General features: G+C 42.0%; 27 protein-coding genes. 14 read left to right on the top strand and 13 right to left on the bottom strand.

Annotated features, from left to right (window positions below; genetic code table 11):
- Nucleotides 1-18: 18 nt before the first annotated feature.
- Nucleotides 19-2,175, bottom strand: coding sequence for an RNA polymerase sigma factor (locus tag AZE41_RS05165; protein ID WP_067206434.1), 2,157 nt, complete (start codon nucleotides 2,173-2,175; stop codon nucleotides 19-21).
- 153 nt (nucleotides 2,176-2,328) lie between these two features.
- On the opposite strand from AZE41_RS05165, the gene AZE41_RS05160 reads away from it, so the two are divergent.
- Nucleotides 2,329-3,651, top strand: a complete 1,323-nt coding sequence (locus AZE41_RS05160) for a sodium-dependent transporter (RefSeq protein WP_067206432.1) — start codon at nucleotides 2,329-2,331, stop codon at nucleotides 3,649-3,651.
- Nucleotides 3,652-4,142: 491 nt separating this feature from the next.
- Here AZE41_RS05160 and AZE41_RS05155 read toward each other — a convergent pair whose 3' ends face one another.
- Nucleotides 4,143-4,403, bottom strand: coding sequence for a DUF1871 family protein (locus AZE41_RS05155; RefSeq protein WP_197485373.1), 261 nt, complete (start codon nucleotides 4,401-4,403; stop codon nucleotides 4,143-4,145).
- Nucleotides 4,404-4,478: 75 nt separating this feature from the next.
- Here AZE41_RS05155 and AZE41_RS05150 point away from each other — a divergent pair, with 75 nt between their 5' ends.
- Entirely contained in the window at nucleotides 4,479-5,654 is a 1,176-nt protein-coding gene (locus tag AZE41_RS05150; RefSeq protein ID WP_067206429.1) for a MalY/PatB family protein, read from the top strand.
- A gap of 86 nt (nucleotides 5,655-5,740) precedes the next feature.
- On the opposite strand, the gene AZE41_RS05145 is transcribed toward AZE41_RS05150, so the two are convergent.
- Entirely contained in the window at nucleotides 5,741-5,959 is a 219-nt protein-coding gene (locus AZE41_RS05145) for a hypothetical protein (protein WP_231885773.1), read from the bottom strand.
- Nucleotides 5,960-6,002: 43 nt separating this feature from the next.
- Complete coding sequence (locus tag AZE41_RS05140; protein WP_269465605.1) at nucleotides 6,003-6,752, bottom strand: peptidylprolyl isomerase; 750 nt, start codon at nucleotides 6,750-6,752, stop codon at nucleotides 6,003-6,005.
- A gap of 129 nt (nucleotides 6,753-6,881) precedes the next feature.
- Between AZE41_RS05140 and AZE41_RS05135 the strand changes: the two genes are divergently transcribed.
- Nucleotides 6,882-8,114, top strand: a complete 1,233-nt coding sequence (locus AZE41_RS05135; protein ID WP_067206427.1) for an MFS transporter — start codon at nucleotides 6,882-6,884, stop codon at nucleotides 8,112-8,114.
- 76 nt (nucleotides 8,115-8,190) lie between these two features.
- Complete coding sequence (locus tag AZE41_RS05130) at nucleotides 8,191-10,044, top strand: transglycosylase domain-containing protein (protein ID WP_067206424.1); 1,854 nt, start codon at nucleotides 8,191-8,193, stop codon at nucleotides 10,042-10,044.
- Nucleotides 10,045-10,056: 12 nt separating this feature from the next.
- On the opposite strand, the gene AZE41_RS05125 is transcribed toward AZE41_RS05130, so the two are convergent.
- Nucleotides 10,057-10,632: a YufK family protein gene (locus AZE41_RS05125; RefSeq protein WP_067206421.1), complete on the bottom strand. Its 576-nt coding sequence runs from the start codon at nucleotides 10,630-10,632 to the stop codon at nucleotides 10,057-10,059.
- A gap of 394 nt (nucleotides 10,633-11,026) precedes the next feature.
- On the opposite strand from AZE41_RS05125, the gene AZE41_RS05120 reads away from it, so the two are divergent.
- The 7 genes from AZE41_RS05120 to mnhG are packed head-to-tail and all read left to right on the top strand — an operon-like array spanning nucleotide 11,027 to nucleotide 16,800.
- Entirely contained in the window at nucleotides 11,027-13,438 is a 2,412-nt protein-coding gene (locus AZE41_RS05120) for a Na+/H+ antiporter subunit A (RefSeq protein ID WP_067206419.1), read from the top strand.
- Nucleotides 13,425-13,847: a Na(+)/H(+) antiporter subunit B gene (locus AZE41_RS05115; RefSeq protein ID WP_067206416.1), complete on the top strand. Its 423-nt coding sequence runs from the start codon at nucleotides 13,425-13,427 to the stop codon at nucleotides 13,845-13,847. The genes AZE41_RS05120 and AZE41_RS05115 overlap by 14 nt, the downstream gene beginning before the upstream one ends.
- Nucleotides 13,847-14,188 carry a Na(+)/H(+) antiporter subunit C gene (locus AZE41_RS05110; RefSeq protein ID WP_067206413.1) on the top strand — a complete coding sequence of 114 codons (342 nt, stop codon included), beginning with the start codon at nucleotides 13,847-13,849 and terminating at the stop codon, nucleotides 14,186-14,188. The genes AZE41_RS05115 and AZE41_RS05110 overlap by 1 nt, the downstream gene beginning before the upstream one ends.
- Complete coding sequence (locus AZE41_RS05105) at nucleotides 14,181-15,668, top strand: Na+/H+ antiporter subunit D (protein WP_067206410.1); 1,488 nt, start codon at nucleotides 14,181-14,183, stop codon at nucleotides 15,666-15,668. Before AZE41_RS05110 ends, AZE41_RS05105 begins: the two co-directional genes overlap by 8 nt.
- Nucleotides 15,669-15,675: 7 nt before the next feature.
- Nucleotides 15,676-16,155 (top strand): Na+/H+ antiporter subunit E, encoded by a 480-nt coding sequence (locus AZE41_RS05100; protein WP_067206407.1) that lies wholly within the window; start codon nucleotides 15,676-15,678, stop codon nucleotides 16,153-16,155.
- Complete coding sequence (locus tag AZE41_RS05095; protein WP_067206405.1) at nucleotides 16,152-16,433, top strand: Na(+)/H(+) antiporter subunit F1; 282 nt, start codon at nucleotides 16,152-16,154, stop codon at nucleotides 16,431-16,433. Before AZE41_RS05100 ends, AZE41_RS05095 begins: the two co-directional genes overlap by 4 nt.
- A complete protein-coding gene (gene mnhG, locus AZE41_RS05090) occupies nucleotides 16,417-16,800 on the top strand; it encodes a monovalent cation/H(+) antiporter subunit G (protein WP_067206403.1) in 384 nt (127 codons plus the stop codon). Before AZE41_RS05095 ends, mnhG begins: the two co-directional genes overlap by 17 nt.
- A gap of 237 nt (nucleotides 16,801-17,037) precedes the next feature.
- On the opposite strand, the gene AZE41_RS05085 is transcribed toward mnhG, so the two are convergent.
- The 3 genes from AZE41_RS05085 to AZE41_RS05075 all read right to left on the bottom strand — a co-directional run bounded on the left by AZE41_RS05085 (nucleotide 17,038) and on the right by AZE41_RS05075 (nucleotide 20,138).
- Nucleotides 17,038-17,994 carry a nuclease-related domain-containing protein gene (locus AZE41_RS05085; protein ID WP_082786498.1) on the bottom strand — a complete coding sequence of 319 codons (957 nt, stop codon included), beginning with the start codon at nucleotides 17,992-17,994 and terminating at the stop codon, nucleotides 17,038-17,040.
- 299 nt (nucleotides 17,995-18,293) lie between these two features.
- Nucleotides 18,294-18,563 (bottom strand): hypothetical protein, encoded by a 270-nt coding sequence (locus AZE41_RS05080; RefSeq protein WP_197485372.1) that lies wholly within the window; start codon nucleotides 18,561-18,563, stop codon nucleotides 18,294-18,296.
- 63 nt (nucleotides 18,564-18,626) lie between these two features.
- Nucleotides 18,627-20,138 carry a leucyl aminopeptidase gene (locus AZE41_RS05075; RefSeq protein ID WP_067206398.1) on the bottom strand — a complete coding sequence of 504 codons (1,512 nt, stop codon included), beginning with the start codon at nucleotides 20,136-20,138 and terminating at the stop codon, nucleotides 18,627-18,629.
- A gap of 157 nt (nucleotides 20,139-20,295) precedes the next feature.
- Between AZE41_RS05075 and AZE41_RS05070 the strand changes: the two genes are divergently transcribed.
- Nucleotides 20,296-20,772: a divergent PAP2 family protein gene (locus AZE41_RS05070; protein ID WP_067206395.1), complete on the top strand. Its 477-nt coding sequence runs from the start codon at nucleotides 20,296-20,298 to the stop codon at nucleotides 20,770-20,772.
- Nucleotides 20,773-20,821: 49 nt separating this feature from the next.
- Here the strand turns inward: AZE41_RS05070 and AZE41_RS05065 are convergent, their stop codons facing one another.
- The 4 genes from AZE41_RS05065 to AZE41_RS05050 form a co-directional block, all read right to left on the bottom strand.
- The gene (locus AZE41_RS05065) at nucleotides 20,822-21,148 is read right to left on the bottom strand and encodes a YuiB family protein (RefSeq protein WP_257722502.1); all 327 of its coding nucleotides are present in this window, start codon (nucleotides 21,146-21,148) and stop codon (nucleotides 20,822-20,824) included.
- Nucleotides 21,149-21,255: 107 nt separating this feature from the next.
- Nucleotides 21,256-21,753, bottom strand: coding sequence for an NUDIX domain-containing protein (locus AZE41_RS05060; RefSeq protein ID WP_067206392.1), 498 nt, complete (start codon nucleotides 21,751-21,753; stop codon nucleotides 21,256-21,258).
- Between the two features lie 485 nt (nucleotides 21,754-22,238).
- Nucleotides 22,239-23,456 carry an NAD(P)/FAD-dependent oxidoreductase gene (locus AZE41_RS05055; RefSeq protein WP_067206389.1) on the bottom strand — a complete coding sequence of 406 codons (1,218 nt, stop codon included), beginning with the start codon at nucleotides 23,454-23,456 and terminating at the stop codon, nucleotides 22,239-22,241.
- A gap of 250 nt (nucleotides 23,457-23,706) precedes the next feature.
- Nucleotides 23,707-24,069 (bottom strand): HesB/IscA family protein, encoded by a 363-nt coding sequence (locus tag AZE41_RS05050; protein WP_067206387.1) that lies wholly within the window; start codon nucleotides 24,067-24,069, stop codon nucleotides 23,707-23,709.
- A gap of 130 nt (nucleotides 24,070-24,199) precedes the next feature.
- On the opposite strand from AZE41_RS05050, the gene AZE41_RS05045 reads away from it, so the two are divergent.
- Entirely contained in the window at nucleotides 24,200-24,877 is a 678-nt protein-coding gene (locus AZE41_RS05045) for a DUF2225 domain-containing protein (RefSeq protein ID WP_067206384.1), read from the top strand.
- Between the two features lie 37 nt (nucleotides 24,878-24,914).
- Here the strand turns inward: AZE41_RS05045 and AZE41_RS05040 are convergent, their stop codons facing one another.
- A complete protein-coding gene (locus AZE41_RS05040; RefSeq protein ID WP_067206382.1) occupies nucleotides 24,915-25,151 on the bottom strand; it encodes a NifU family protein in 237 nt (78 codons plus the stop codon).
- Nucleotides 25,152-25,236: 85 nt separating this feature from the next.
- Between AZE41_RS05040 and AZE41_RS05035 the strand changes: the two genes are divergently transcribed.
- Nucleotides 25,237-25,566: a YuzD family protein gene (locus AZE41_RS05035; RefSeq protein ID WP_067206379.1), complete on the top strand. Its 330-nt coding sequence runs from the start codon at nucleotides 25,237-25,239 to the stop codon at nucleotides 25,564-25,566.
- The last annotated feature ends 318 nt before the right edge of the window (nucleotides 25,567-25,884 follow it).

Below are 25,884 nucleotides of genomic sequence, written 5' to 3'. Positions count from 1 at the left end.
TACGAAGTCCCCCCTTATTCAAAAAAACATCAAACTTAAAATAATCTGCTCGATTTCCCATACGAAATCTTCATTCAAAGCCATCTGCGTACTAACAGAAAGAGTATTTCCACGCTGAAATCCGATTGAACCCGCCGTTTCTTCGCTACCATCAAATCGCAGACTATCGAAACTATAAAGATCTATATCAAATTGACTCCATTCATCAACGAATTCTTCAAGTTTGACAACATTTTTTGTTTTACTATAAAGATGCCACATCGTCTCTGGATCTTTTTGTTCATTCGCGTAAAAGTAAACACCAATAATAACCAAGGGACTGACTCCTTTTAATTTAGAAAGATCATGATACAAGGAGAATGAATAATATGTCTCTTGAACTACGTTCTCAAAGCTAGGATTGGGAAGCGTCACAATTTCCATACCCGTTTCAGTTTGCATAATCCCGCTTATGCTAAACGATTCAAGTTTTCCTGCTTTCGCAAGCTCCAATGCTTGATGAACGTCATATATTCCTAAACGATTGAGGCTTTTTGACTCCGTCCAATCTGTTGCATCCATTTCGGAGATGATCATTTGCATAATATAAGCTGCTGGAGAGCCTTCACCGGCAGAAGCGATTCGTTCCCATCCTTCGCGAAACTCCGTTTTCACCTTGCCATCATCGCCAAATATACGATCAAGTTCCGCCGCCCCGCCGATTACATAAAAGAGTTCGTTGTAAGTCCAACTGAGCATGTCAGTCTTTTCATCATTGATAGTTGTTGACAACAATGATTTTTCCATGTCCAATAAAAAATCAACCGAGTCTTCTAGGGAATGCGCTAGTCCCGGATACGATACGAAAGGTGCAGATTCCAATAATGTGAAAAAACCACCAAAATCTTCGTGGATTGAAGATCGAATCTTTGCGCTGAAGTCATTCTTACCGTAACTTGGAGCTAATGTGCCGAATCCCTTAATAAAAGTTGGATAGATGTTTTGTTTAATCATTCCATCTAATGCTTGTTGCAAGTCTTCAGGATATGTATCTTTCTGCTGTATAAACTTATCAGCAGCAAAAGATTCGTTAACGATTGCATCTGCGGTAATCTGTTCATGTTTGATAAATGTCATGAAATAAGCTTGTTGGAGTACGTCATACTGTTTCAAATAGCCCTTCATGAATTCTCCACTTTTCGCTTTATCGTTCGCAAGCGGTTTTTTTACTAATCGGTTAGCCATTTCAGATGCTAATTCCAATTTGTTAATTATTTTTCCATACTCATCCTCTATCTTCTTTTTATTCAAAGTACCAGTTTTGTCAATAACGCCCTCATATCTTTTTATCATCGACTCAAAATCAGCGCGTGCTTGATTGCCATACCATATATAGTTATAGTCTAGTTTGTCTTCCTCGGTCGATTCAATAAGGCCCAGTTCAGAATATCGGCCCCCTATTTCTTGCTCAAACGACTCCTTCAATCGTTCTACATATTTTTCGGCTGAAGTTTTTTTGTATTCTTCCCCTGTAACTATAGGAATTATTACAAGCAAAAGCAGCACTATGATTCCGGCAATCCAGGAAATCATGGCCTTCTTAGATATCGTTTGTTTCAATTCTCCATCTGTCCGTATCTCCTGCTGAGGCTTTGCAAAAACCTGCTCTTTTCTGAATGAAGACTTCATGCGCCTATATGACTTATTGAGGAAATCCAGCCTCTTTTTCAATTGCGCATCTCCCAAATCACGGAATGCCACCGCTATAGCTTGTTCAACTGTTTCTAGGGAGGTGTCCGTAATTTTCACAATCTCTGAATCATCCAACTTGTGGAATTGCGAAAGAATGAACGGTACTTTATATTCCATTTCAAGGTTTACAATCTGGTCATGCAATTCCTGATCCTCTTCAAAAGGAAAAATCGGTTCATTCGGCAAATCAGTTTGTTGAACATTTACTAGACTTTTTAATGCCTTTTTATATAACGTGCACACAAGCGACTCTTCATTGCTAATGGAATCTAACTGGTTATGTAAATTTCTAAACGTTTCTTCCGCTACATCAGCTGCCTGTTTTAACATACAACCATACTGGATGGCGAAACGTTCAATGTCTCCTGAATAAATGTCCATCAATTTTTCAAAAGCATCCTTCTCTCCATCTCTCACCTTTTGCATCAACTCAGATTCTTTCACAGGCAACCCACTCCTTCATTACAAAATGTCTAATTATTTCAATTATACCAAAGATAGATAGACATCGTAATTTGTTTCAAATTACCATGGTATTCGTTTTTAGTTAGTGTACAATTAGAAAATCTGTATCCTAATGAAATGAGTGAATATCTTATGAAACAACGTGATCAATGGTCGTCAAAAATCGGTTTCGTTCTAGCAGCTGCCGGTAGTGCGATCGGACTCGGTGCAATATGGAAATTCCCATATATGGTGGGGATGAACGGCGGAAGTGTTTTCCTTCTACTATTCATTATTTGTACAATTGCAATCGGACTTCCGATTTTGCTTGCAGAGTTTGTCATCGGTCGAATGGGACAGGCTGATGCAATTACATCACTAAAACGATTGGCGCCAGGTAAAAAGTGGCCTTTGATTGGCTGGATGGGACTTGCAGTTTCATTCATTCTCCTGTCATTTTATAGCGTGGTCGGGGGTTGGATTCTTTCCTATTTAACACGAGCTATTTTCTTCAAACTCGATGCTACGAATCATGGCGATCTTTTCAATACAATCATCGCCAATCCAGTAGAAGTTCTATTTGCTCAGGCCGTGTTCATGGGACTGACAATTTGGATTGTACAAAGTGGTATTAAGGGAGGTATTGAGCGGGCGAGCAGGTGGATGATGCCAATGCTGTTCATATTCTTCATCATTCTTGCAATCCGTTCATTAACATTGGATGGTGCAATGGAAGGTGTTCGATTCCTGTTTGTGCCTGATTGGTCTCACTTGACAGGTTCTACGTTTTTACTTGCACTTGGTCAAGCTTTCTTCTCACTAAGCGTTGGGGTGACAGCAATGATGACCTATGCATCTTATTTACCGAAAGAAGAAAAGTTAGGGCAATCGGCAATGAACGTTGCGATTTTAAATATTACCATTTCAATTTTAGCTGGTATTGTTATATTTCCCGCAGTGTTCGCACTCGGCCATTCACCTGAAGAAGGACCGGGGCTAATTTTCGTCGTTTTACCAGCCATTTTTAGCCAGATTCCGTTTGGCAATATGTTTATGATTATTTTCTTCATCTTGATGCTTTTCGCTACACTTACTTCATCGATTGCGATGCTTGAAATTGTCGTGTCTAGTGGGATCCGCGAGAAAATCGAGCGTAGAAAACGTGCTGCATGGGTATTTGGAATTCTTATCTTCATCGTTGGTATTCCAAGCGCGCTGTCATTCGGTGTCCTGTCTGACGTGAAAATATTCGGCGGTTCCATCTTTGACTTTGCAGACACATTGACGAGCAAAATCGGTATGCCTTTAGGTGCGTTATTCGTTTCGATATTCGCGGGCTTTGTGTTGACGAAATCGCAAACAGACGACGAGCTGCGCATGCATCCTGTGATGAACAGCCTTTGGAAATTCCTTGTCAGGTATGCCGCACCTGTCGCCATCATCGTCATTTTCATCGTATCGATTTTCGGACTTTAATGGTACTACAAACACCCGCAAATCCAGTTACTGGATTTGCGGGTGTTTTTCACGTCTGTTGATTAACCATTTAGCTGCATAAAATACTGGTGAGAAGGACTTGATGACCTTCATTTTCACTGGATCATTTCCGGTACGCTTTCGGCGAACTATTCATGACAGATTTACCGAGGGGTCCTAGTGTAGCTCTGTTGGGAATAGTCACCTGCCACGTTCCAGCACTATTCAAGTGAAAAACGCAGTTGTTTTGGAAGAAAAAAGTAGATGATATTCTATAAAAAAATATGTAGGGATGCGACTTTGTCGCATCCCTACATATCCAGACATCTCGGTAATTGTATAGAATTCATTCAATCCAAAGTCAACTATACACGTAACACCCTGTCGCTGATCATGTTATTCACTGGTTTCTTTTGGTTAATCAACAGATGTGGTATTTTGTTGGATAAAAAAGCTGTACCCGTATTAAAATGGGTACAGCCACACCAATATCAGACGATACATTTCGCCTCGTATTTAATCGCTAACAGCTTATAAGAAACTTGAACACACTTTTCGATTGGAATCCATAATTTATAAGATTGTTCGTAAATTTCCCGAATTCGTTTTGCAAGGTCGGTTGGGTGATCAAGACGCTGTAAGTCCGATACGACATCAACGATTTCGTGTGCATACGCTTTTGGTCCTACGTCAAATGGGTCCCATTGTTCAAGAAGTGCTACTGCCTTTTTGTTCATTTCTATAGTTTGCACAATGAGTCACCTTATTTTTCTCAATAGTCTAGATTATGATAACATAGTAGAGAAAAAAGGAAAGAGGAGATTTCCATGAATAACTTTGAACAAGTAATTGAACGACGTAAATCGCGTTCTGTAAAATGGGACCGAATGGAAATGATCTATGGAATCGAAGATGCATCCGATATTTTACCGATGTGGATTGCAGATATGGACTTTGCTGCACCGGAAGTGGTTATCGATGCGATGAAAGAACGTCTCGATCATCCCGTTTTCGGCTACTCATATATTTGCGAAGGCTGTAAAGACGCAGTAAGTACATGGCTTGCTGAACGCCATGCATGGGAAACCAAAAATGAATGGATGTTATTCCACCATGGTGTAGTTCCGGCAATCGCTTCAGTCGTTGAAACTTTTACGAATCCAGGTGACGGCATTCTTGTCACATCTCCAGTCTATCCGCCCTTTTTCCAAGTCCCTAAACGTCAAGGACGAAATATGGTCGAATGTATTATGAAAGAGGACGACGGTGTGTACTCCATCGACTTTGAAGAATTCGAGAAATGCATGCAACAAAACGTAAAGCTATTCATTTTATGCAATCCGCATAATCCTGGTGGAATTGTCTGGACAGCAAGCGAATTGAAAGAAATGTTACGACTGTGTACAAAATATGATGTCTTGATTTTATCGGATGAAATCCACGCCGATCTAGTCTTCTCAGGGCATAAACATATTCCGCTCGCAACGCTTGCTGACGAAGAAGCAGGACGTATCATTACGTGTGTTGCACCTACAAAATCGTTTAACCTCGCAGGTATCCAAGCAGCATTAATGATCGCTACAGATGAAGGTGTGAGAGAGAAACTTACGTTGAATGCAATGGCACATGGTCAAATGGATTTGAGCTCTTTTGCAGCCGCAGCTTTGACTGCCGCCTATAAAGATGGAGGCCCATGGCTAGCACAATTACTTGAAACAGTTTCTACCAATATGGACTATGCAATTCATGAACTAACAGCTGCAATTCCTGCCTTAAAAATTGCTAAGCCGCATGGTACATACCTTCTGTGGATTGACTACCGTGGTACTGGATTTACCGAGTCGGAAATAATGGACAAGTTGTTGAATAAAGGTAAACTTGCCCTTGATCCAGGTACAAAATACGGCGAAGCAGGACGCGGCTTCCTTCGCATGAATGTCGCAACACCGCTTTCAGTTGTTCAAGACGGCGTTAACCGTTTTATCACTGCATTAAGCGAGTGATTTAGCACAGTTGTGATTACAATCACGGAGTTGACGTTACGATCGCGACGTTGACGTTACAATTTTTTAAAAGAAAACGAGCATCCTCAATTTTGAGGATGCTCGTTTTCTTTTTGTTCGCGGCGTTCACGTAAAATACGTTCTTCAAATTCTTTCGCTTCTAATTCCTGTTTCTTCGACTTGCGTCGAATCCACATGAATGTAAGTACCAATAGAATCGCAAAGAAAAACATTGAAATCGCGGCTGGTATATATTCTGATTTGTCTTCAGGAAAGTAAAGGAACGGCATTAATAGTGCGTTCACTTACATCCACTTCCTCACATTGTAAATTTCTATATGATTCGAATTACTTTTGAAGGATTTCGATTGATTCAATAGAAATATCTTCAACAGGCTTATCTTGACGCCCTTTTTTAACTTTAGCAATTTTGTCGACAACATCCATGCCTTCAATAACTTGGCCGAATACTGTATGTTTTTGGTCTAAGTGCGGAGTTCCACCCATTTCGCCATATGCTTCAGCGATTTCAGCTGGATATCCACCTTTTTTCAGCTGATCAACTGAAGCAGGTACTTCTGAAGCATGAACGATGAAGAACTGGCTGCCATTTGTTCCTGGACCAGCGTTCGCCATTGAAAGAGCTCCTTTTAAGTTAAATAGATCCATAGTAAATTCGTCTTCAAATGTATCGCCGAAAATACTTGCTCCGCCCATACCAGTTCCTGTTGGGTCGCCGCCTTGAATCATGAAGTCTTCAATAACACGGTGGAAGATAATACCGTCATAATAGCCGTTTTCTGCATGTGTTAAGAAGTTTTCAACTGTTTTTGGTGCTTGTTCAGGGAAAAGCTTGATTTTGATTGGCCCCATTGTTGTGTTCATAATAACTAATGCTTCAGTTGCTGCTACTTCTTTTGATAATTGTGGATACATTGTTGTTGCCTCCTCTGAGTTCTTCGTGCTATTTTCTTCCACTGGCGCTTTGCCAGCAGACACTACTTCTTCTGTTTTTTTGTTCTCAGACGTACTATTTCCGCAAGCGGAAAGTAAGACGAGACCAACGATTGTCAGAAGGGAGAAATACATTTTCCTCATTTAACATTCACCCTGAATCAGTTTATCATATTGAACAATCTATTTCGACGAATAAGCATGATACTTCCTTCGTTTTCCGAATTGTTTTATACTGAATGAAAAGCACGACACAGAAAGAAGGTTTTCTAAATGGACGTGCAAAAACGGAATTTCATCATCATTTGGATTTCCAACGTCCTCGTTGCAGGGACAATGACGATGATCATGCCCTTCCTATCCCTTTATATCGAAACATTTGGCGATCATCCCGAAGCATATGTTCAAAAATGGTCTGGCCTTATTTTTGGCGCTTCATTTGTCACGGCTTTCATTATGTCACCGATTTGGGGCCGAGTTGCCGATAAATATGGCTTTAAGCCTATTCTTATCATCAATGGTTTCGGGATTGCAACTTCCGTTTTCCTAATGGGATTTGTGGATTCCGTAGAGATGTTCTTCCTGCTTCGGCTACTGAATGGTGTTGTCACAGGTTTCATACCAACTTCACTCGCGTTTATCTCTTCACAGACTGCGAAGAAGGAAGCTGGAAAAATGCTAGGAACTCTGCAGATGGGCAGTGTGACAGGCACATTATTCGGCCCTGTATTTGGAGGTTTACTGGCAGATGCATTCGGTTTCCAATATACCTTTGTCATTACATCCATCTCCGTAATTGTCGCTACACTTATCGTTCTCTTCGGCATCAAGGAACAAAAACGGGTAAAAAATCCGAAAGCTATCCAGTATTCCCGTAAAGCGATTATTAGCGGCTTGCTACATCACCGGCTCATGTTGAACGTTATGATTGTTACGGCACTTATCCAAGTAGGCAACTTCAGTATCCAGCCGCTTCTGTCGCTTTACGTTTCTCATTTGACGGATGCAAAAGACGTAGCTTTCCTAGCTGGGATTACCTTCAGTGCAGCAGGGGTCGGCAATCTATTATTCGCACGCCGCTGGGGCAAGCTTGGTGACGACATTGGCTACGAAAAAGTGTTGTCAATTCTGCTACTCCTATCATTTATCTTTATCATCCCACAAGCTTTTGTAACACAGCTGTGGCAACTTATCTTTTGGCGATTGCTGTTCGGTATTGCGCTCGGTGGAATGATCCCTATAACGACTGCACTAGTTAGACGTGAGGCACCAGTCGATATTCAAGGAGAAGTCATGGGTTATAATACCAGCTTCCGTTTTCTCGGGAATATTATAGGTCCAATGTTTGGCGGAATCGTCAGTGGTTTCATCGGTATTTCGTCTGTCTTCATCGTCACTGGCGTTCTATTCCTGGTTGGGTTTGCCTTTCTCTATTATGCCAAACGAAAACCCGTACAGGACTTTGAGGACTTTCTTGCTGCTGAGGATAAAAGGACACATAGTTAAGAAACAGCACACTTCACTAGACGGAGTGTGCTATATTTTTGTTAGTGAATGATTTCTTGAACGGAGTGCAAATCCATTGAAACATGTTATTGGTTTCATCTTTATTCTTCTAACCATACCAATTCTCTTTATTGTCCAAGAAGCCATTGCAGTCGAATTGAAAAGCGCTGGATCCTTCAATGACCAGATCAATGATTCCATTGAACTGTCATCCCCAAAGATCAATGTCCCCGTGACGTTGAAAGATGGCAATGGGCTCATTTTTGCAGAAGAATATATAGAGTGGCGCGATCCACTCCCGCTGTCGTCCATTCCCTTATTCGCGCGTCAACTGTTCCTAGAAAGTGAAGACACGGGTTTTTTCGAGCATAAAGGCTATGATGTAGCCGCAATCGTGCGTGCATTCGCTGTCAATACCGCAACGGACGATGTCAGACAAGGTGCTTCTACCATTACACAGCAAGTCGTGCGAATGCGTTTTCTATCGATTGAAAAGACCTATGAACGTAAGTTGACGGAACTTTTTTACGCAGCCGAGCTTGAAAAACAATCGACAAAAGATGAAATCTTGGAAATGTATATGAATGAAATGTATTTTGGCCATCAAGTGTACGGCATTGGTGCCGCTGCGACATATTACTTCAGCAAACCCTTAGATGCACTGAATGAGGCGGAGATGGCCTTCCTTGCGGCGATCCCAAACAACCCTTCTTTATATGATCCACTGAACCATTTCGATCAGACAAAAGTAAGACAGGAACGCCTATTGTCTATACTGACAAAAAATAGAGTTCTGACTTCCGAGGAATCTAAAGTGCATAAAAACACAGCTATCCAATTAAATCTGAAGGAAAAAGCGAATGCCTTTCCTGCCTACAGTACATATGTACTTGCGGAACTTACTGATCTCATAGCACAGTCCGAAGGTTTATCTGAAAAAATGACGTATGCGAAAGATGATGCAGAAAAAATAGCCCTTGAAGCGATTATTAAACAACGGACAGCTGAAGTGTTGTCCAAAGGATTGATTATCGAAACGGCACTTAACCCTGGAAAGCAGCGCCGAAATGACCAAACGATCTCCTCCCTTTTACACCCTAAAGGCGTGCAAGCAGGTGCCTCGGTTATCGACAATGAAACCCGTGAAATCATCAGCCTATTCGCCGGTAAGAACTATAAAAAAGCTGATTTTCACCGTGCATTCCAGGCTGTCAGACAACCTGGTTCGGCTATGAAACCACTTCTGGTCTATGCTCCACTGTTTGAAAGTAGTTCCTATACAGAAAACACCCCCATTAACAGTGGTGCTATTTGTATCGGCTCGTACTGCCCGACAAATATCGGCGGTTACGTTTATGGCAATGTTACGGTAAAAGAGGCTTTTCGACAAAGTCATAATACAGCAGCGGTCAGATTGCTTCAAATGATTGGAGTGGAAGAGGCATTCAGCTATATAGCACCATTCGGATTCAAATCAGTTACACAACAGGATATGAACTATGCAGCTGCTCTCGGTGGGTTTGCAAAAGGGATGACGCCGCTTGAACTTGCGGGGGCTTATTCGAGTTTCATTGATGGGCAATATACCCCTCCCCATGCCATACGCGCTGTAAAGGATAGAGCTGGGACTATTTTATACGAATGGCCTGATGACAAAGAGGACGTTTGGTCTCCTACTACTGTTACCAAAATTCGCGGCATGATGTCAGATGTCGTATTGAACGGAACTGGCCGGGGTATCCCCTATACAACTTCGTATACGGGAGCAAAAACCGGCACCACAGATCATTATAAAGATCTATGGGTTGGAGGGTTGAACGATAACTATACAACCGCTGTCTGGGTCGGCTATGATAGTCCGCAATCTCTAAAGCTCTTGAGCGATCAGAAACTTCATTTGCGTATATTTTCCACACTACTCCAGGACTAGCCATTCACAAGGCTAGTCCGTTTTACTACCCATGAAAGGCAAACTCGCAATTACCCCATTATAAAGCTTCAACAGAATATAGATGATGGTTGAAACTAGTATCGCCCAAACCAGAATTTCAAAAACGAGAAGTCCAATCGTGCTGACGATTGTCATGTATTTGCTTAATTTGAAAACGACATACACGAAGTAGATGAACGTTGTCAGTAAAAATACAGCTGTTAATAGGCTAATCGAATTGATGCCACCTACCGATGCAAGCGCGCCGAAAAAGTAGATGACATTGCCTCCGCGAGCTTCGCTATACGATTTCCCCTCCACATCCTTCGAAAAGAATAACATCGCGGTTTCATGAATCGTTTCCGCAATCAATTTTAACGCTGAAAAAACCATAAAAAATAACAATGCATAGATAACTAGCAGAAAAATACGTAATTGTATATCGGTCAAAAACTCTCGCATGCCGGCATACAAACCAATTCCTTTAAATAGTTCCACTGACACGCCAACTGTGTATACTCCGAATGTTAAACTGAATAAGACAATTGTTACAAACGGTAAATAACCAAATATGTATGGATTTTTCATTTCTAACACCTCAAACGCAAATTAGTTCTTCGTTTCTATACTATAAGAAGAGAGACCGAATAGGCAACAAAATCCAGAATCGTCCCACACTTACTATTTTTCAATTAGACAACTTCCGCATGCTGTGATATAGTTACCTCAATCAAATAAATGAACGTACTTGGAGGAGTCTGTCACCAGGGGGTATCTATGCCCTTTTGTGATGGACTTTTTGCATTTTTTGATTAAAACAATGAAAGGAAGAAAAGATAAGGTAATCGTAACAATTTTAAAATTTACCGTCCCGACGTTGAAAATGATGTATGAATTCAGAACAGCCAATGACTATTAGATCCCTTTTGCTTAGCATCACGTTTATACATAACTGTTTCATTCATTAGGAAGGAGGATTTTCTTGAATTTTGTATTACTGATTTTCCTGCCGATTGTGGCAGCCCTATTCGTTCCATTGCTAGTTAGGAAACTGAAAGACATACACACTGGGTGGTTCGTTTTACTCGTCCCTGTCTCCCTCTTCATTTTTTACATAGGATTTCTTAAAACAACAATGGACGGCGGGCATGCTATAGCAGAATTGCAATGGATTCCTTCACTCGGCATTTCGTTCGTGTCGTATATTGATGGACTCAGCCTGCTGTTTACCTTGCTTATTACAGGCATCGGTGCACTCGTTGTGCTCTACTCCATCTTTTATCTTGATAAGCGTAAAGAAAAGCTGAATCACTTTTACGTTTACCTGCTCATTTTCATGAGCGCCATGTTAGGTGTTGTCCAATCTGATAACGTTATATCCCTTTATTTATTCTGGGAGCTAACATCCATTTCGTCATTCCTACTTATTGGCTATTGGAATACACGTGACGGTTCACGATTTGGTGCATTGAAATCAATGATGATCACTGTATTTGGTGGACTAATGATGCTTGGAGGATTCGTTCTGTTAGGGATTATGGGAGATACGTTTTCCATCCGCGAACTTATCGCTAACGCCCCCACTTTTGTAGGACATGAATTCTTTACATTGGCGCTCGTTCTCGTACTACTTGGTGCTTTTACAAAGTCAGCACAGTTCCCGTTCCATATTTGGTTACCGGATGCAATGGAAGCGCCTACACCGGTCAGTGCCTATCTACATTCAGCAACGATGGTGAAAGCAGGTCTTTACCTCGTCGCCCGATTTACACCTATTTTCGCTGTTTCTGAAGTTTGGATTTGGCTCGTAGCTGGTATCGGACTTCTGACATTATTCTGGGGATCTTTCTTTGCAGTGAAACAGACTGATTTAAAAGCGATTCTTGCTTTCTCGACAGTCAGTCAGCTTGGACTTATCATGTCTCTGCTCGGAGCAGGTGCGCTTGCCTATCACTCGGATGACCCCATTTTCAAATTCGCAACATTTGCAGCGATCTTCCATTTGATCAACCACGCAGTCTTCAAAGGGAGCTTGTTCATGATTGCCGGTATTGTCGATCATGAAACGGGTACGCGCGATATCCGAAAACTCGGCGGATTGATGAGCATTATGCCCGTCAGTTTCACGGTTGCGTTCATCGGTTCAATGTCGATGGCAGGTCTGCCGCCATTCGGCGGTTTCCTGAGTAAGGAAATGTTCCTTCAGTCGATGCTGGCCATTCGCCATTTTGAACTGTTCAACTTTGCAACATGGGGAATTATCTTCCCTGTTATCGCTTGGATTGCCAGTGTTTTCACATTCATTTATAGCTTTTACTTTGTATTTAAGACGTTCGCTGGAAAACAAAAAAGTGAACCTCTTCCTACTAAACCGCATGAAGCGCCTGTCGGGATGCTTGTATCTCCCGTCATTCTTGCTACGCTCGTTGTTGGCATCTTCTTCATACCGAACTTGATTGGAAAATGGTTTGTAAAACCAGCTGTCATGGCTGTCCAGCCTGATTTATACAGCCATCCTTCTGAAGTTGCCGTTCACGTCGCAGCATGGCACGGAATTGCTGCTCCAGAATTATGGATGACGGTTTCGCTTGTCGGAGTCGGTCTCGTTCTATTCTTGACCTTGGCGAGATGGCAGAAACTGTATGACATTCAACCTGAATACTTGTCATTGAATGCCCTGTATGACTCAGCCATGTTCGTTAGTGAAGGTGGAATGAACAAACTTTCCCGCTTCTATATGACTGGTTTAATCCGCACATATCTGATTTATATATTTGCTTTTATTGCTGCCATTACAGCGGCGACGTTATTCATCAAAGAAGCTTTCATAGTTGATATGGAGAGTTTTGCCCCTGTCAACTTATATGGAGTTCTGACTGCTATTGTTCTGGTTATCGCAGTTTGTATGGTTCTACTTGCGAAGACAAGACTGTCAGCAATCATTGCTCTAGGTGCCGTCGGTTATTCGGTTGCTTTATTCTTCGTTATTTTCAAAGCACCGGATTTAGCGCTTACACAACTCGTTATTGAAACGATATCTGTTGCTTTATTCTTGTTAGCCTTTAAACATCTACCGTCTCTGAACAATCACGGCCAAACAAAACTCAACAAGATTGGCAATTTGATTATTGCGGCTGGTGTCGGAATAACGGTGACATTGGTTGCCTTATCGGCTCATTCACAAAAATTGATTCCATCTATCTCGCAGTATTACAAAGATACAGTTTATACAGAAGCGGGTGGCGGGAATATCGTCAACGTTATTCTTGTAGATTACCGTGGATTTGATACATTATTTGAAATCACCGTTCTATCAATCGTCGGAATCGCCGTCATTGCAATGATTCGCCTGAAATTGTCAAAAAAGGAGGAGAATACGGATGAAAACAAATGATGTCATTTTACAAACTACAACAAAAATCGTATTCTTCATCATCTTCCTTTTTTCAATCCACATTTTCTTTGCGGGACATTATACACCAGGTGGCGGTTTCGTTGGAGGATTGCTTACTACTGGAGCAATCGTTCTTCTCTTACTCGCTTTCGATTTGAAAACGGTACAAAAAGCACTGCCTTTCAACTTCACGATTATGACAGGCATCGGCTTATTGCTTTCTCTAGGAACGGCAGCAGGCTCAATTTTTTTCAACGTTCCTTTCTTTACACATGCTTTCGACGATTTCACTTTGCCGTTGTTCGGAACAACTTCCCTTCATACAGCAATGATTTTTGATGCAGGTGTCTACCTTGTTGTCGTTGGGGCAGCCGTTACAATGATTCAATCGATTGGAGGAGATGCGTAATGGAGTTTATAATGGCCATCGTCATCGGAATTCTTTTCATGGCAGCTGTCTATCTGATTCTTTCCAGGAGTATCCTCAAAATCATACTCGGGACAGGCCTATTGAGCCATGGTGCTCACTTGCTCATTCTTACAATGGGCGGTCTTGGTGGCACCTCTCCGCCAGTCGTGGCAGAAGGCGTAACAGATTATGCAGATCCTTTGCCACAGGCGCTTATTTTAACAGCGATTGTTATTAGCTTCGGTGTGACAGCATTCATCCTTGTATTAGCTTATCGGACGTATGCTGAGCATCAGACAGACAATATGAATCTTATGAGGGGAAATGACGAACATGATTAATCTACTTCTATTTCCAATCATTTTGCCATTCCTGTTCGCAATTATTCTTCTGTTTTTCAAGGAGAACGTCAGGGTACAACGATCATTAACATGTGTCGGCCTGCTTATTAGCTTGGTTGCTGCACTTTTCCTAGTTGCAAAAGTGAAAGCGGATGGTGTTCAGGCAATTACACTTGGAAGCTGGCCCGCACCTTTCGGAATTTCAATGGTTTCCGATATGCTGTCTGCATTACTTGTTACCACAACAATCTTGATCACACTTTTTGTTGTACTATACAGTTTCACTGCAATTGGCGAAGAGCGGGAGCGCTTCTTTTATTACCCCGCCATCCTGTTCATGATTACAGGCATCAATGGCGCATTTACAACAGGTGATATTTTCAATATGTTCGTATTCTTCGAAGTACTGCTCATCGCCTCTTACCTATTAATCGTTTTAGGCGGCGAGAAAAAACAACTTCGTGAATCAATGAAGTACATACTCGTCAATGTCATTTCATCTGCATTATTCGTTATTACAGTTGCTTACCTCTACTCTGTTATTGGTACATTAAATATGGCCGATATTTCAGTGAAGATTGCAGAGATTGGACAACCCGGTATTATAACCGTGATTGCAGTGCTCTTTTTAATCGTATTCGGCGTAAAAGGATCCCTGTTCCCGCTTTACTTCTGGCTACCAGGATCTTATGCAGCGCCTCCAATACCGGTGCTGGCACTATTCGGTGCATTGCTGACTAAAGTCGGTATCTATGCAATCATCCGAACGTATACGCTGTTCTTCGTACACGATATCGGATTTACACATGGTTTATTATCTGCACTGGCATTGCTCACGATTATTGCCGGCTGCATTGGTGCCCTTGCCTATTTCGATGTAAAACAAATTATTATTTACAATATCGTCATTGCAGTGGGTGTTATTTTATTCGGTGCTGCACAAATGAACGAGGCTGGTTTAACGGGTGCCGTTTTCTATTTGATCCATGACATGCTCATTAAAGGGGCTTTGTTCCTTCTGATCGGCATTATTGTTTACGTAACCGGAACCTCTAACTTACGTAAGATGGGTGGGTTAATGAAAACCCATGCGCCACTTGGCTGGATGTACCTAATTGCTGCATTTGGACTAGCGGGCATTCCGCCATTAAGCGGTTTCGTCGGTAAGCTTCTTATTGTTAAAGGGGCATTCGAGGCAGGCAATGTCTTGGGGAGTATAATCATCCTGGCATCCAGCCTTGTGGTCCTGTTGTCTGTCATCCGGATTTTCATCTATGCATTCTGGGGAGACCCCACAACTGTGGAATTGCCAACGACAAACCGACGGACATACCGGAAGATGATGATACCTGCTGTAGCATTAGTCATTCTCTCTGTGCTCTATGGGGTTGGTACTGAATGGCTCATTCCCTATATGACGGACGCAACAGACGTATTACTACAACCATCCATCTATATTGATGCGGTGTTAAAGGAGTAGATGAACGATGGCATTTCAACTATTATTGAACTTTTTCATCGCTCTCGTCTGGATGTTCATGAGCACCTCATTCACCGCTTCAACATTCATCATTGGGTTCTTGATTGGTCTGCTTTTGATCATTATGACGAGACGCTTTTTCCCTGGTAGACTTTACATCTGGCGACTTTGGGCAACGTTTAAACTAGCACTACTCTTCTTCAAGGAGCTGACTTTGTCTAATATTTCAGTGCTGCAAGTCGTCTTACGGCCGAAGATGAATATTCAACCTATGATTTTCGCTTTGCCAACTGACCTTGAACATGACTGGGAGATTACATTGCTATCGAGCCTGATCACATTGACACCGGGAACAATTGTGTTGAACGTTTCTGATGATCAAAAAACGCTTTATATCCATGCCATTGACGTCGATGATGTTGATGACGCAATTGATTCAATCAAAAATTCATTCGAAAAAGCCATTAAGGAGGTAAGCCGACCATGACGACATTCATATGGGTTTGTCTAATCCTTGTCCTGCTGTCGATTGCCGGTATGTTGTACCGTGTGTTCCGCGGTCCTTCTATTCCGGATCGGCTCGTCGCACTGGATGGGATTGGTGTCATGCTTATTTCAGCAATCGCTCTACTATCAGTCATCTTCGATACCGGATTTTTCATGGAAGTCATCTTGCTTATTGCGATTATGTCATTCATTGGAACCGTATCATTCTCAAAATTCATTGAGAAAGGAGAGATAATCGAACGTGATCGTACTAGCTAATAGCCTCATCGTCCTTACAATCGTCGTTGGCATCGTTTTCACTATCGTAACCGTCATTGGCATCATTCGTTTACCGGACGTCTATACGAGGGCGCATGCCGCTTCTAAGAGTGCAACTTTGGGTGTGCTTAGTATTCTGCTAGGTGTGTTTTTTCACTTTTGGTTGAAGGAAGGCCATTTTAGTATTCAACTTCTACTGGCAATTGCATTTCTGTTCATTACCTCTCCGATTGGCGGACATCTTATGAGCCGCGCAGCTTATATATCGGGCGTCAAACCGACAGAACTAACTGTTGGTGATGATCTTGCAGAAGTTATCAAGCAAGCTAAACTAAAGAATCCTCCAACTCATCAGAAGGAAGACTAAGCTTTGAATGAGTGAAAAACGCACCCCTTATTAGATAAGGGGTGCGTTTTTTGGATGATGATAGTTATGCTCGGCATGTGATGAGTTATGACCGCCTTAAGGAGGGTTATGCTCCCCACGGATGAGTTTATGACCGTCTTGAAGTATGTTATGACCGCCATGCACGAGTTTATGACCGCCTTGAAGTATGTTATGACCGCCATGCACGAGTTTATGACCGTCTTAAGAAATTCCGTCCTATTTAAAGAACATTGAATAGGTTCTGTTTCGATTAGCACCTTCTAGTCGTAAATTCATACCCTGCAAAATTCGAGTGGCACTTTGACGCTCAATGTGCAAAAATGTACGGCAATCTTTATTTTTCATCTTTCCACCATATAAAAGGAACCAATCTCGGATTGCTTGCTTATGTGCGTCGGAGCTTGTCCTTCCACATGCCGTACAACGCCATCCCTTCATGTACTTCTGCATGCCTAAAAAGTTGCAGGACGGACATGCAACGCCAGTCAGGATCTTGTTCTTTATCTCAGGGTAGGTCAAACAAATAGGGGTCGGGATGTATTCACGATGACTTTTGACAAGGTCACTTGTCAGCGCCGAGAATGTTTCTTCATCCAATAGTGGGGGAACTATCGGTAAATTACGTATGAAGTTCGGAACGGCATTAGGGAAAAGAAACGGGGTTTTCGTATCAAACAGTTCAACACGTTGTTTGGAATAAGCTAATACGATTGCACTATAAACAGGCAATGTAATATTTCGAGAGTGAAACCAGTCTTGCAATAAGGTGCAATTATTCTCGACTTGCGTAATGGGGCTATTAAATCCCTTTACTTCCCCATTGTTGAGCACTCGGATTAATTGCGGTGGATTGTTAATTATTTTAAGTTCACCTGAGATGTTCTTCACTTCAAATATAACCGCATACGATGGGGTAACGAACAGCGTGTCGATTTGAAAAGGAGTACTGGACACTAGTGATACATCATGCAAAACGCAGTATTTCATTGGAAAAGAGTAATTTTCAAAAACCTTGTCTAATTGTTGCTCTCCACCAAAACCAGCTTTCCTTGAAGCATATGCTGTTTCTAAAATTGGTAACGTTCTATGACTCAGTGGCAAGCGACTGATTGCAGCATATAGCCCTTCTAGTTGCAATGGTTCTTTTCTTGATTTGCTTATGAAATTCCCCATCCCCCTTCTACGAAAAACTAGAACTATCCACGAAAGTGTAACATACTTATACAATTGATTCTAGATATATAGTTGAATATTCCGAACCCTAAAACCTGATCCAATTGAACATATCGCAAGACTTAACCGGCTAAAAAAAGATTATGCTCGCCTTGGCTAGTGTTATGCCCTTCTTGATGCTTGTTATGACCGTCTTAGGCAGGGTTATGCTCGCCATGGATGACTTTATGACCGTCACACCGATTTTCCCCACTAAAAAAATGCCTGCCAGCCGAAAAATCGGTTGACAGGCATTTATTTTAGTAAGGCCCGTAGTATCCATATGGTTGATACGGATAATATGGATATGGGTACGGTGGGTATGGATAGGATTGGTATCCACCCCCGTATCCGCCACCAGGAAACAATGCACTTCCTAATAAACTACCAGCAAATCCGCCAATGAAAGGTCCGCCAAAGTCACCAAAACCGAATCCTCGACCGAAGCCACCGCGACCAAAACCACCACGGCCAAAACCTCCACCTCGACCTCGACCATATCCGCCACCACCGTGAAATCCTCTAGTCATAATCATTCCCCTCTCCTACTTATCCTATTCAAATAAGACTAATAGGAAAGAGGCAATCGCCTATTACACTTCTCTATCGGTTTCGGCTAGCCGTTCAACAAGCGTCGCTAGCGTCCGTACCATGACTCCAGTTGCACCTTTAGGCCCTAAATCATGTGCAGCAACCGCATCCGATGTCCCCGCAATGTCAAGATGTATCCAAGGCGTGTCGCCAACAAACTCCCCTACAAATCCACCGCCAAAGATCATATGTCCGTCTCTTCCTGGCGAGTTATTCAGGTCTGCCACATCACTTTTACGTAGTCTTTTCTTATCGTTTTCCGTTAACGGAAGTCTCCAGACGAATTCATCCGTTTCCATGGATGCCTGCATGAACTCTTCGAAGAATTCTTCATCATTTGTAAGCGCCCCTGTCTTGTCCATACCAAGCGCGACGATAACGCCGCCTGTCAGTGTCGCAACGTCAATCAGACAGTCTGCGCCTGCCTGCTTAGCGTATGTAACCGCATCTGCAAGAACAAGACGTCCTTCAGCGTCTGTATTGAGCACCTCTATCGTCTTCCCACTAAGTGATGTGATAACATCATCTGGTTTAAAAGCATCCCCGGAAACCATATTGTCCGTTGACGCGATCACAGCGATGACATTTTTCGCAGGACGCAGCTCTCCTATGATTGTCATTGCCCCTAGGACTGCAGCCGCACCGCCCATATCACCTTTCATACCAACCATTCCGTCTTTCGTTTTCAATGAATAGCCGCCTGTATCATAGGTAATTCCTTTGCCAACAAGACCGATAACATCTTCCCATTTTTCAGTTGCAGCATACTTCATGACGATTAACTTAGGCTCTTCCACTGAACCTTTATTGACTGCTAGAATAGCGCCCATACCGAGTTCTTCCATTTCTTTCTTACCAAGTACCTCAATTTCAAAATCATATTTTTCAGCGACTTCACGTGCATAGTCAGCCATTTTAGTCGCCGTTAATATATTAGGCGGCATATTAACTAGATTTCGTGCTTCATTAACCGCGTATGCATGTACTTTCCCTACTTCAAAGGCCGCTTTCAGCTCATCTTCATCAAATGAAGATAAGAATGACAACGTTTCAAGTGCAACATCGCGTTCATTTGAATCCGTGCGGTATCCTTCAAACTTGTACATGCCAAGTCCAATACCCTCCGTTGCCGCAAAAACAACATCCTCACACGTTAACTTGTCATTCGTGAATGGAGCCGTCCAAATAGCGGCAGAGGCCGCTTTCATGCTTGCAAGCTCTTTTCCGACCGCCGCAAATACTTGACGCAAACGATCCTCCGTCAATTCCTTATGCAAACCAAGCCCGATAAATATTACACGCTTGTAGCCTCCAGTTTCTACGGATGGCATTTTAACAATACTTTTGAACTCAGTTTTAACATCTCCAGATTTAACCCATTCTGGTAAACGGGAACTGAATGAACTGACGAAGCCGTCCCAGCCTGTTATATTTTCCGGATGTTCGGGTACACCAATTACAAGTACTTCTGCTTCTACATTATCAAAATTCGGTTCCAATATTATTGTTTTCATTTGACAACCTCCAATTTTACCTACATTCTTTAGTATAGCCTAAATTTTCAGCCCTTCGTAGTAATTCATTCGGAATCCGTACTAACTTGTTTTTATAGCACGTCATTATGGTATACTGAATACACAATTTTTGTACTTTATAGAGGAGTCGAAGTAAATGGCCTTATTACAAAATACCCCGTTAATTGCGGCATTATTCGGTATTATCTTTGCTCAATTCGTCAAAATCCCGATTCATTATTTCCTGGAAGGTAAACTTGACTGGAAATTAATTACTTCAACAGGAGGGATGCCCAGCTCTCATTCGGCTGCAGTTACATCATTGACGACTGCAATCGCTTATGAAGAGGGATTAGATTCACCTATGTTTGCCGTGTCTGCCATCTTTGCTGTCATCGTCATGTTTGATGCAACGGGAATTCGTTACCAGGCAGGACAACAAGCACTGATTATCAATCAAATGCGAGTAGACTTCCAAACGTTCGTTCAAGAAGCAAAAGGCTGGCAGCAGAAAGATGGACAACAAAAAATTCAAGAGTTAAAAACGTTGCTAGGTCACAAACCAAGTGAAGTGTTTGCAGGAGCTGTAACTGGTATCCTTATCTCTGTTATTATCTATTCATTCATTATCTAACTACGAAAAAAGGTGTGTTCAAGCATAATCGCTTGAACACACCTTTTTCTTAAAACATTTGGTAACCTTGTTTTCTTAATAACTTAATAACAAAACCTGAAATAATCGCTCCGACAAGTCCACTTGCTAAAATGAGGATATCAGCTGTATGGAGTGCCATAGCTTTGTCACCAAGAAGCTGGAACGCGTATTTCGGTTTCGTGACATATTCATATACACGTACTTCATCAATAATTAGTATGACGACAATTGGATAAATGATGGCCATCAACCATGTCATTCGAAGAAGCATATTCAATAAGAATCCTATTCCAAAAAACATTACTATGAAAATCATTATAGATAAAACGACGTGCGTTAATGAAATCGTTCCCAATGTGACTACCTCCGTTTTCCATTCACTATTTTACAGGAACGAATGAACGCTTTCAACATTACACGACTCGTTCAATAATTTGTCGATTTTATCCCTGTTGTAATAGATCACTTTTTGAAAAATAGTTTATAAGAAGTATAACCGAATTGATCGCCCGGGTTGATATTTTCAATTTCATCAAACCCTGATTCGATCACCTTTTCCGCAATTTCATGAATCATCACAGAGACGTCCTTATCTTCCTTTAAATCGAATGGACTCTTCCATGCGACTTCTGAAATCTCTCTCAACTCCGGAATTAAAATCTGTCCTTTAGTAGTAGGCGTCAACAAGAATATGGCCATGTTGTCGCTCACCTCTCCATTCAATACGCCTGTACGAAACCCAATCATTCCTTCGAGCTGACAGACAACACCTGTTTCTTCCTTTACTTCACGAATCGCTGCGCAATCTGCAGTTTCATCACCATCAACAAATCCTGCCGGTATGGACCATAAACCTTTTAAACCACCGTAGTTTTTCCTAACAACAAGCCACTGTCCTTCGCTATTCACAACAAGCCCTGCCGCGCCAAGCCATACATTACCTCGCATTTTTCGTGACATTTAGGATCCTCCTCATAAGAAAAGCGTAAGCGCCTTGGTAGACCCGAAAAGCGCTGGAGGGACAGAGGAAGGCAGCTTAAGATCGCAGCATCCTGTCGCAACAGCTGCATGACCCACGTCGTGTGGGCCCAGGGGCTAGGCGCTGGAGCCTAGACACCTAGAAAAGCGCAAGCGCCTGGTAGACCCGAAAAGCGCTGGAGGGCCTTAAGATAAAGGCGTTCTTTGCCTTTATCTTAAGGCCTGAAGCGACTCGAGGGGCTAGGCGCTGGAGTCTAGACAATAAGAAAAGCGTAAGGCGCCGTCCGTCCCTGACAGGCATAAGACGGTTTGCGAGGAGGCGTATTTCTGCCTCCACAGCAAAACGGCTTATGACCCGAGGGGTTGGCGCCTGGAGCCTAGAAACCACTCCAAGTGAATAACTAATACCTTCTCATCTTTTAAAAAAGCACCCGCCGTCAAGGACGGGCGAGTGCTTCAGAAGTGTTTTATTTAAGTAAGTTGAATTTACCTTTTTTCAGTGTAAGACCTACTCCGCCAATCATGAAGAGCGCACGATTATCAATCATTTTCTTCATGAATGAAGCTTTAGTACCCGTTACTTTTTTACCGAATACGACACCAATTGCATCGCTATCTCCAAGTGAACAAACGCTACCTTTTAAATCAGGTGTAAAGTCAGAAGTTGGTTCACCTTTCATAAGTGCGATGATGTTATTCGCACACATGTCACCTTGTTGCATAGCAATTTGTGCAGTAGGTGGGAATGGACGGTTCACTGCTTCGTTAATCATAAGTGCGCAGTCTCCAACGATGAATACATCGGAATGACCCGGTGCACGAAGATCTTTGTCTACTTTGACACGAGCACGCATGTTTTCGATACCCGTTTCTTCGATTAGACGGTTACCACGGACACCTGCAGCCCAAACGACTGTGCCAGCTTTGACGAATTCAAATACGTCTTCGCCTTTTTTAATATTAACGCCTTCAGGAGTAGCTTCTACAACTGGCGTACCAATCGAGAATTCGATTCCTTTAGAGTTCAAATGCTTAACAGCATAATCTACAAGCTCAGGGTCAAATCCTGGAAGAACCATTGGCGCTGCTTCTACGCATAGTACGCGTACCTTTTCTTGTGGAACGTCGAACTCTTTGCAAAGTTCAGGTACACGGTTACCAAGCTCGCCAAGGAACTCGATGCCTGTGAAGCCCGCTCCTCCAACGATAATTGTCAGACGGCTATCGTCTTTAACTTCTTCAGTTGACCAAGTCGCAAATTGATATTCGATATGTTCGCGAATTTGACGTGCTGCTTTAACGTTGGCAATAGAAAATGCATATTTATCAAGACCTGGAATACCAAATGTTTCGCCTTCAAAACCAAGTGAGATAACAAGGTAATCGTATGTATGTGTACCAACATTTGTCGTTACGACTTTCCCAGTAACGTCGATTGCTTGAACTTCAGCTTGGACGAATTTTACTTTATTACTGTTAATAACATCTTTGATATCATAACGCACTGATTCAGGAGACATTGTTCCTGCAGCTGCTTCATGAAGCCATGTCGATTCATAGTGATACTCATTTTTGTTTATAAGAACGATATCTGCATCGTCTGCTCCAAGAGATTTTTGCAAGTTAACAACTGTTGTTAAACCGCCATAACCCGCGCCTAATACTAAAATTGTCGGTCTTTTCACGAAGATCGAAACCACCTTTGATTTTTTTATGTGCCCGGCCCACGTGAAATCGGTACACCGACGATTTACACAGTCCCGGCCTTTGTCATTTTTTCGACAAACTTCTATCTCTTATAGTAGCCCTTTTGATGGGGCTTTTCAATAGTATATTTGAAATAGCAAATATTTGAAAATACTGACTAAAAAAACACAACTATAATTCGACAAAAAAAGCTCTCCTAAGTATGATTTAGGAGAGCTAGAAAAGAAATCAGCAGTCCGCTGGAGTTCCTTCTTTCTTAGCTGTTCTGAATGATGTTCCACAACCGCAAGAAGCAATTGCATTGGGATTATTTATGGTAAATCCGCCCCCCATAAGGGACTCTTTATAATCGACTTGTGTGCCTTCAAGAACGCCGGCATCTTCACTAGAAACGAGAATTTGTAAACCATGCTGTTCAAGCAGAAGATCATCCGGTGACTTTTCAGTTTCAAAACCCATTCCGTATGTCAAACCACTACATCCTCCGCCGTTCACAGCGACACGCAGGAATGACCCTTCTTCCTCATTATGACGCATCATTTCTCTTACATGAATTGCTGCAGCTTTAGTAACCTCAACAACTTGTGTCATTCGTGTTCACCTTCCCTTTGTTTTCTTCCTTCTATAATAGCAATTAAATCGAGCAAAACGCAATCATATTAACTCCAGTGTTGAAGGATATACGCTATAATGAGTTAACTAGTACGAAAGGTGGGTCTACATGGAAATCAGCCCTTTTTATGATAAAAAAGTTGCATGCATTTATTGTAAGCAAAACTTCACTACCACAAAAATTCGCTCAAGATTCATTCGGGTTTCATCCCACGAAAGTGACTTCAAACCTGTCTACTCAAATCCAGAGGTAAATCCAATCTTTTATAACGTTGCAGTCTGCCCTCACTGTGGCTTCTCTTCTACCGATGATTTTTCCTCTTATTTTGCTCCTGGCACAGAAGAAGACATAGCTGCACGAATCACATCTCACTGGAATGGCCGATCTTTCAGTGCAGCACGTGATATCAATGAAGCCATTGAAACTTATAAGCTTGCCTATTTAAGCGCCATGTTCAAAAAGGAAAATGTTCTTACACTGGCAGGACTTACCTTACGAATTGCTTGGTTATATCGTGATAAAGGAGCGGAGGTAGAAGAACAACGTTTTCTAACAATCGCACGAAATTTCTATACTACAGCATTTTCAGAAGGAGATTTCACTGGAACCCAAATGTCAGAAACAAGGGTATTGTATTTGATTGCAGAATTATCTTGGAAAATCGGTGATGAGAATGAGGCAATAAAAAGCTTTTCGCGCATTCTAGAACGCCAACGCACATCCTCTGAACCGAAGCTCATCGAGATGACAAAAGAACGATGGCAAGATATTCGGGCAATAAAATAGAAAAGACGGACCGAAATTCGGACCGTCCCACTTAAAATCAAAATACTTGTTCTACCTCAACGACACCTGGAACTTCTTCCAAAAGTGCTCGTTCGATCCCTGCTTTTAGTGTAATCGTCGAGCTTGGGCATGTACCGCAAGCACCAAGAAGGCGAAGTTTCACGATGCCATCCTCGATATCCACAAGTTCACAGTCTCCCCCATCACGTAGGAGGAATGGACGTAATTTATCTAATACTTCTTGTACTGGTTCAGTTAACGATGTATCTGTCATTGTTTTTTAACTCTCCTTTCCTTATACTTATTATAAACTGGAAAGAAGAAAAAATCCAACAATCAATCGGGAGGGGACAATTAATATGAGTATCACTACTACAATCATTGAAATTTATGGTGCAGATATCATCTGTGCAAGCTGTGTCAATTCACCTTCATCCAAAGACACATACGAATGGCTTCAAGCTGCTATCGATAGAAAGTACCCGAATCAGCCATACGATATCACTTACATTGATATCGAGTCTACTGTTTCCGACGACAAACACAAAAAAATTGTCCAGCAAATACAGGACGATGAGTTCTTCTATCCGCTAGTCATGATCAACGACGAAATGATTGGTGAAGGCTATATTCAATTAAAACCGGTATTTGCTGCGCTTGAAAAGAACGGCTATATAGCTGAATCTTAAACTGATAAAATTTCAAGATAAATGAGAAGAACAAAAGCGCTGAAGTCTATATGGTCGGTGCTTAATAAATAGAATGTTCTTCCAACACCGCTTTGTCGCTTGGTGATGGCCTCAAGTAATAAGCCCGCCAGAAGATCCCTTGGGAGGGATTGAACTGCATCCCTCCTTGGTCTTATTGCTTCGACTCACACTTGTCGCTCCTTCGCTAGATTTGTTCGTTATACTGATGAGGTTTATCACCTAGTTAATGCCAAATTAAGTAGTGACGAATATATAGACGTAAAATCACTACGTTACAACTTACCCACAATACGAGAT

Origin of the sequence: Sporosarcina psychrophila (assembly GCF_001590685.1) — a bacterium.
Lineage (GTDB): Bacteria > Bacillota > Bacilli > Bacillales_A > Planococcaceae > Sporosarcina > Sporosarcina psychrophila.
Note: the sequence above shows the minus strand (reverse complement) of the source record. Positions and strands in the feature narration are given on the sequence as shown.

Coding starts and splice junctions, on each gene's coding strand:
- AZE41_RS05050 (WP_067206387.1), bottom strand. CDS start 24,069: ATGACACAAGTTGTTGAGGTTACTAAAGCTGCAGCAATTCATGTAAGA.
- AZE41_RS05070 (WP_067206395.1), top strand. CDS start 20,296: ATGGCCTTATTACAAAATACCCCGTTAATTGCGGCATTATTCGGTATT.
- AZE41_RS05115 (WP_067206416.1), top strand. CDS start 13,425: ATGAAAACAAATGATGTCATTTTACAAACTACAACAAAAATCGTATTC.
- AZE41_RS05110 (WP_067206413.1), top strand. CDS start 13,847: ATGGAGTTTATAATGGCCATCGTCATCGGAATTCTTTTCATGGCAGCT.
- AZE41_RS05160 (WP_067206432.1), top strand. CDS start 2,329: ATGAAACAACGTGATCAATGGTCGTCAAAAATCGGTTTCGTTCTAGCA.
- AZE41_RS05075 (WP_067206398.1), bottom strand. CDS start 20,138: ATGAAAACAATAATATTGGAACCGAATTTTGATAATGTAGAAGCAGAA.
- AZE41_RS05095 (WP_067206405.1), top strand. CDS start 16,152: ATGACGACATTCATATGGGTTTGTCTAATCCTTGTCCTGCTGTCGATT.
- AZE41_RS05085 (WP_082786498.1), bottom strand. CDS start 17,994: ATGGGGAATTTCATAAGCAAATCAAGAAAAGAACCATTGCAACTAGAA.
- AZE41_RS05060 (WP_067206392.1), bottom strand. CDS start 21,753: ATGTCACGAAAAATGCGAGGTAATGTATGGCTTGGCGCGGCAGGGCTT.
- AZE41_RS05125 (WP_067206421.1), bottom strand. CDS start 10,632: ATGAAAAATCCATACATATTTGGTTATTTACCGTTTGTAACAATTGTC.
- AZE41_RS05045 (WP_067206384.1), top strand. CDS start 24,200: ATGGAAATCAGCCCTTTTTATGATAAAAAAGTTGCATGCATTTATTGT.
- AZE41_RS05100 (WP_067206407.1), top strand. CDS start 15,676: ATGGCATTTCAACTATTATTGAACTTTTTCATCGCTCTCGTCTGGATG.
- AZE41_RS05105 (WP_067206410.1), top strand. CDS start 14,181: ATGATTAATCTACTTCTATTTCCAATCATTTTGCCATTCCTGTTCGCA.
- AZE41_RS05040 (WP_067206382.1), bottom strand. CDS start 25,151: ATGACAGATACATCGTTAACTGAACCAGTACAAGAAGTATTAGATAAA.
- AZE41_RS05150 (WP_067206429.1), top strand. CDS start 4,479: ATGAATAACTTTGAACAAGTAATTGAACGACGTAAATCGCGTTCTGTA.
- AZE41_RS05080 (WP_197485372.1), bottom strand. CDS start 18,563: ATGACTAGAGGATTTCACGGTGGTGGCGGATATGGTCGAGGTCGAGGT.
- AZE41_RS05135 (WP_067206427.1), top strand. CDS start 6,882: ATGGACGTGCAAAAACGGAATTTCATCATCATTTGGATTTCCAACGTC.
- AZE41_RS05035 (WP_067206379.1), top strand. CDS start 25,237: ATGAGTATCACTACTACAATCATTGAAATTTATGGTGCAGATATCATC.
- AZE41_RS05140 (WP_269465605.1), bottom strand. CDS start 6,752: ATGAGGAAAATGTATTTCTCCCTTCTGACAATCGTTGGTCTCGTCTTA.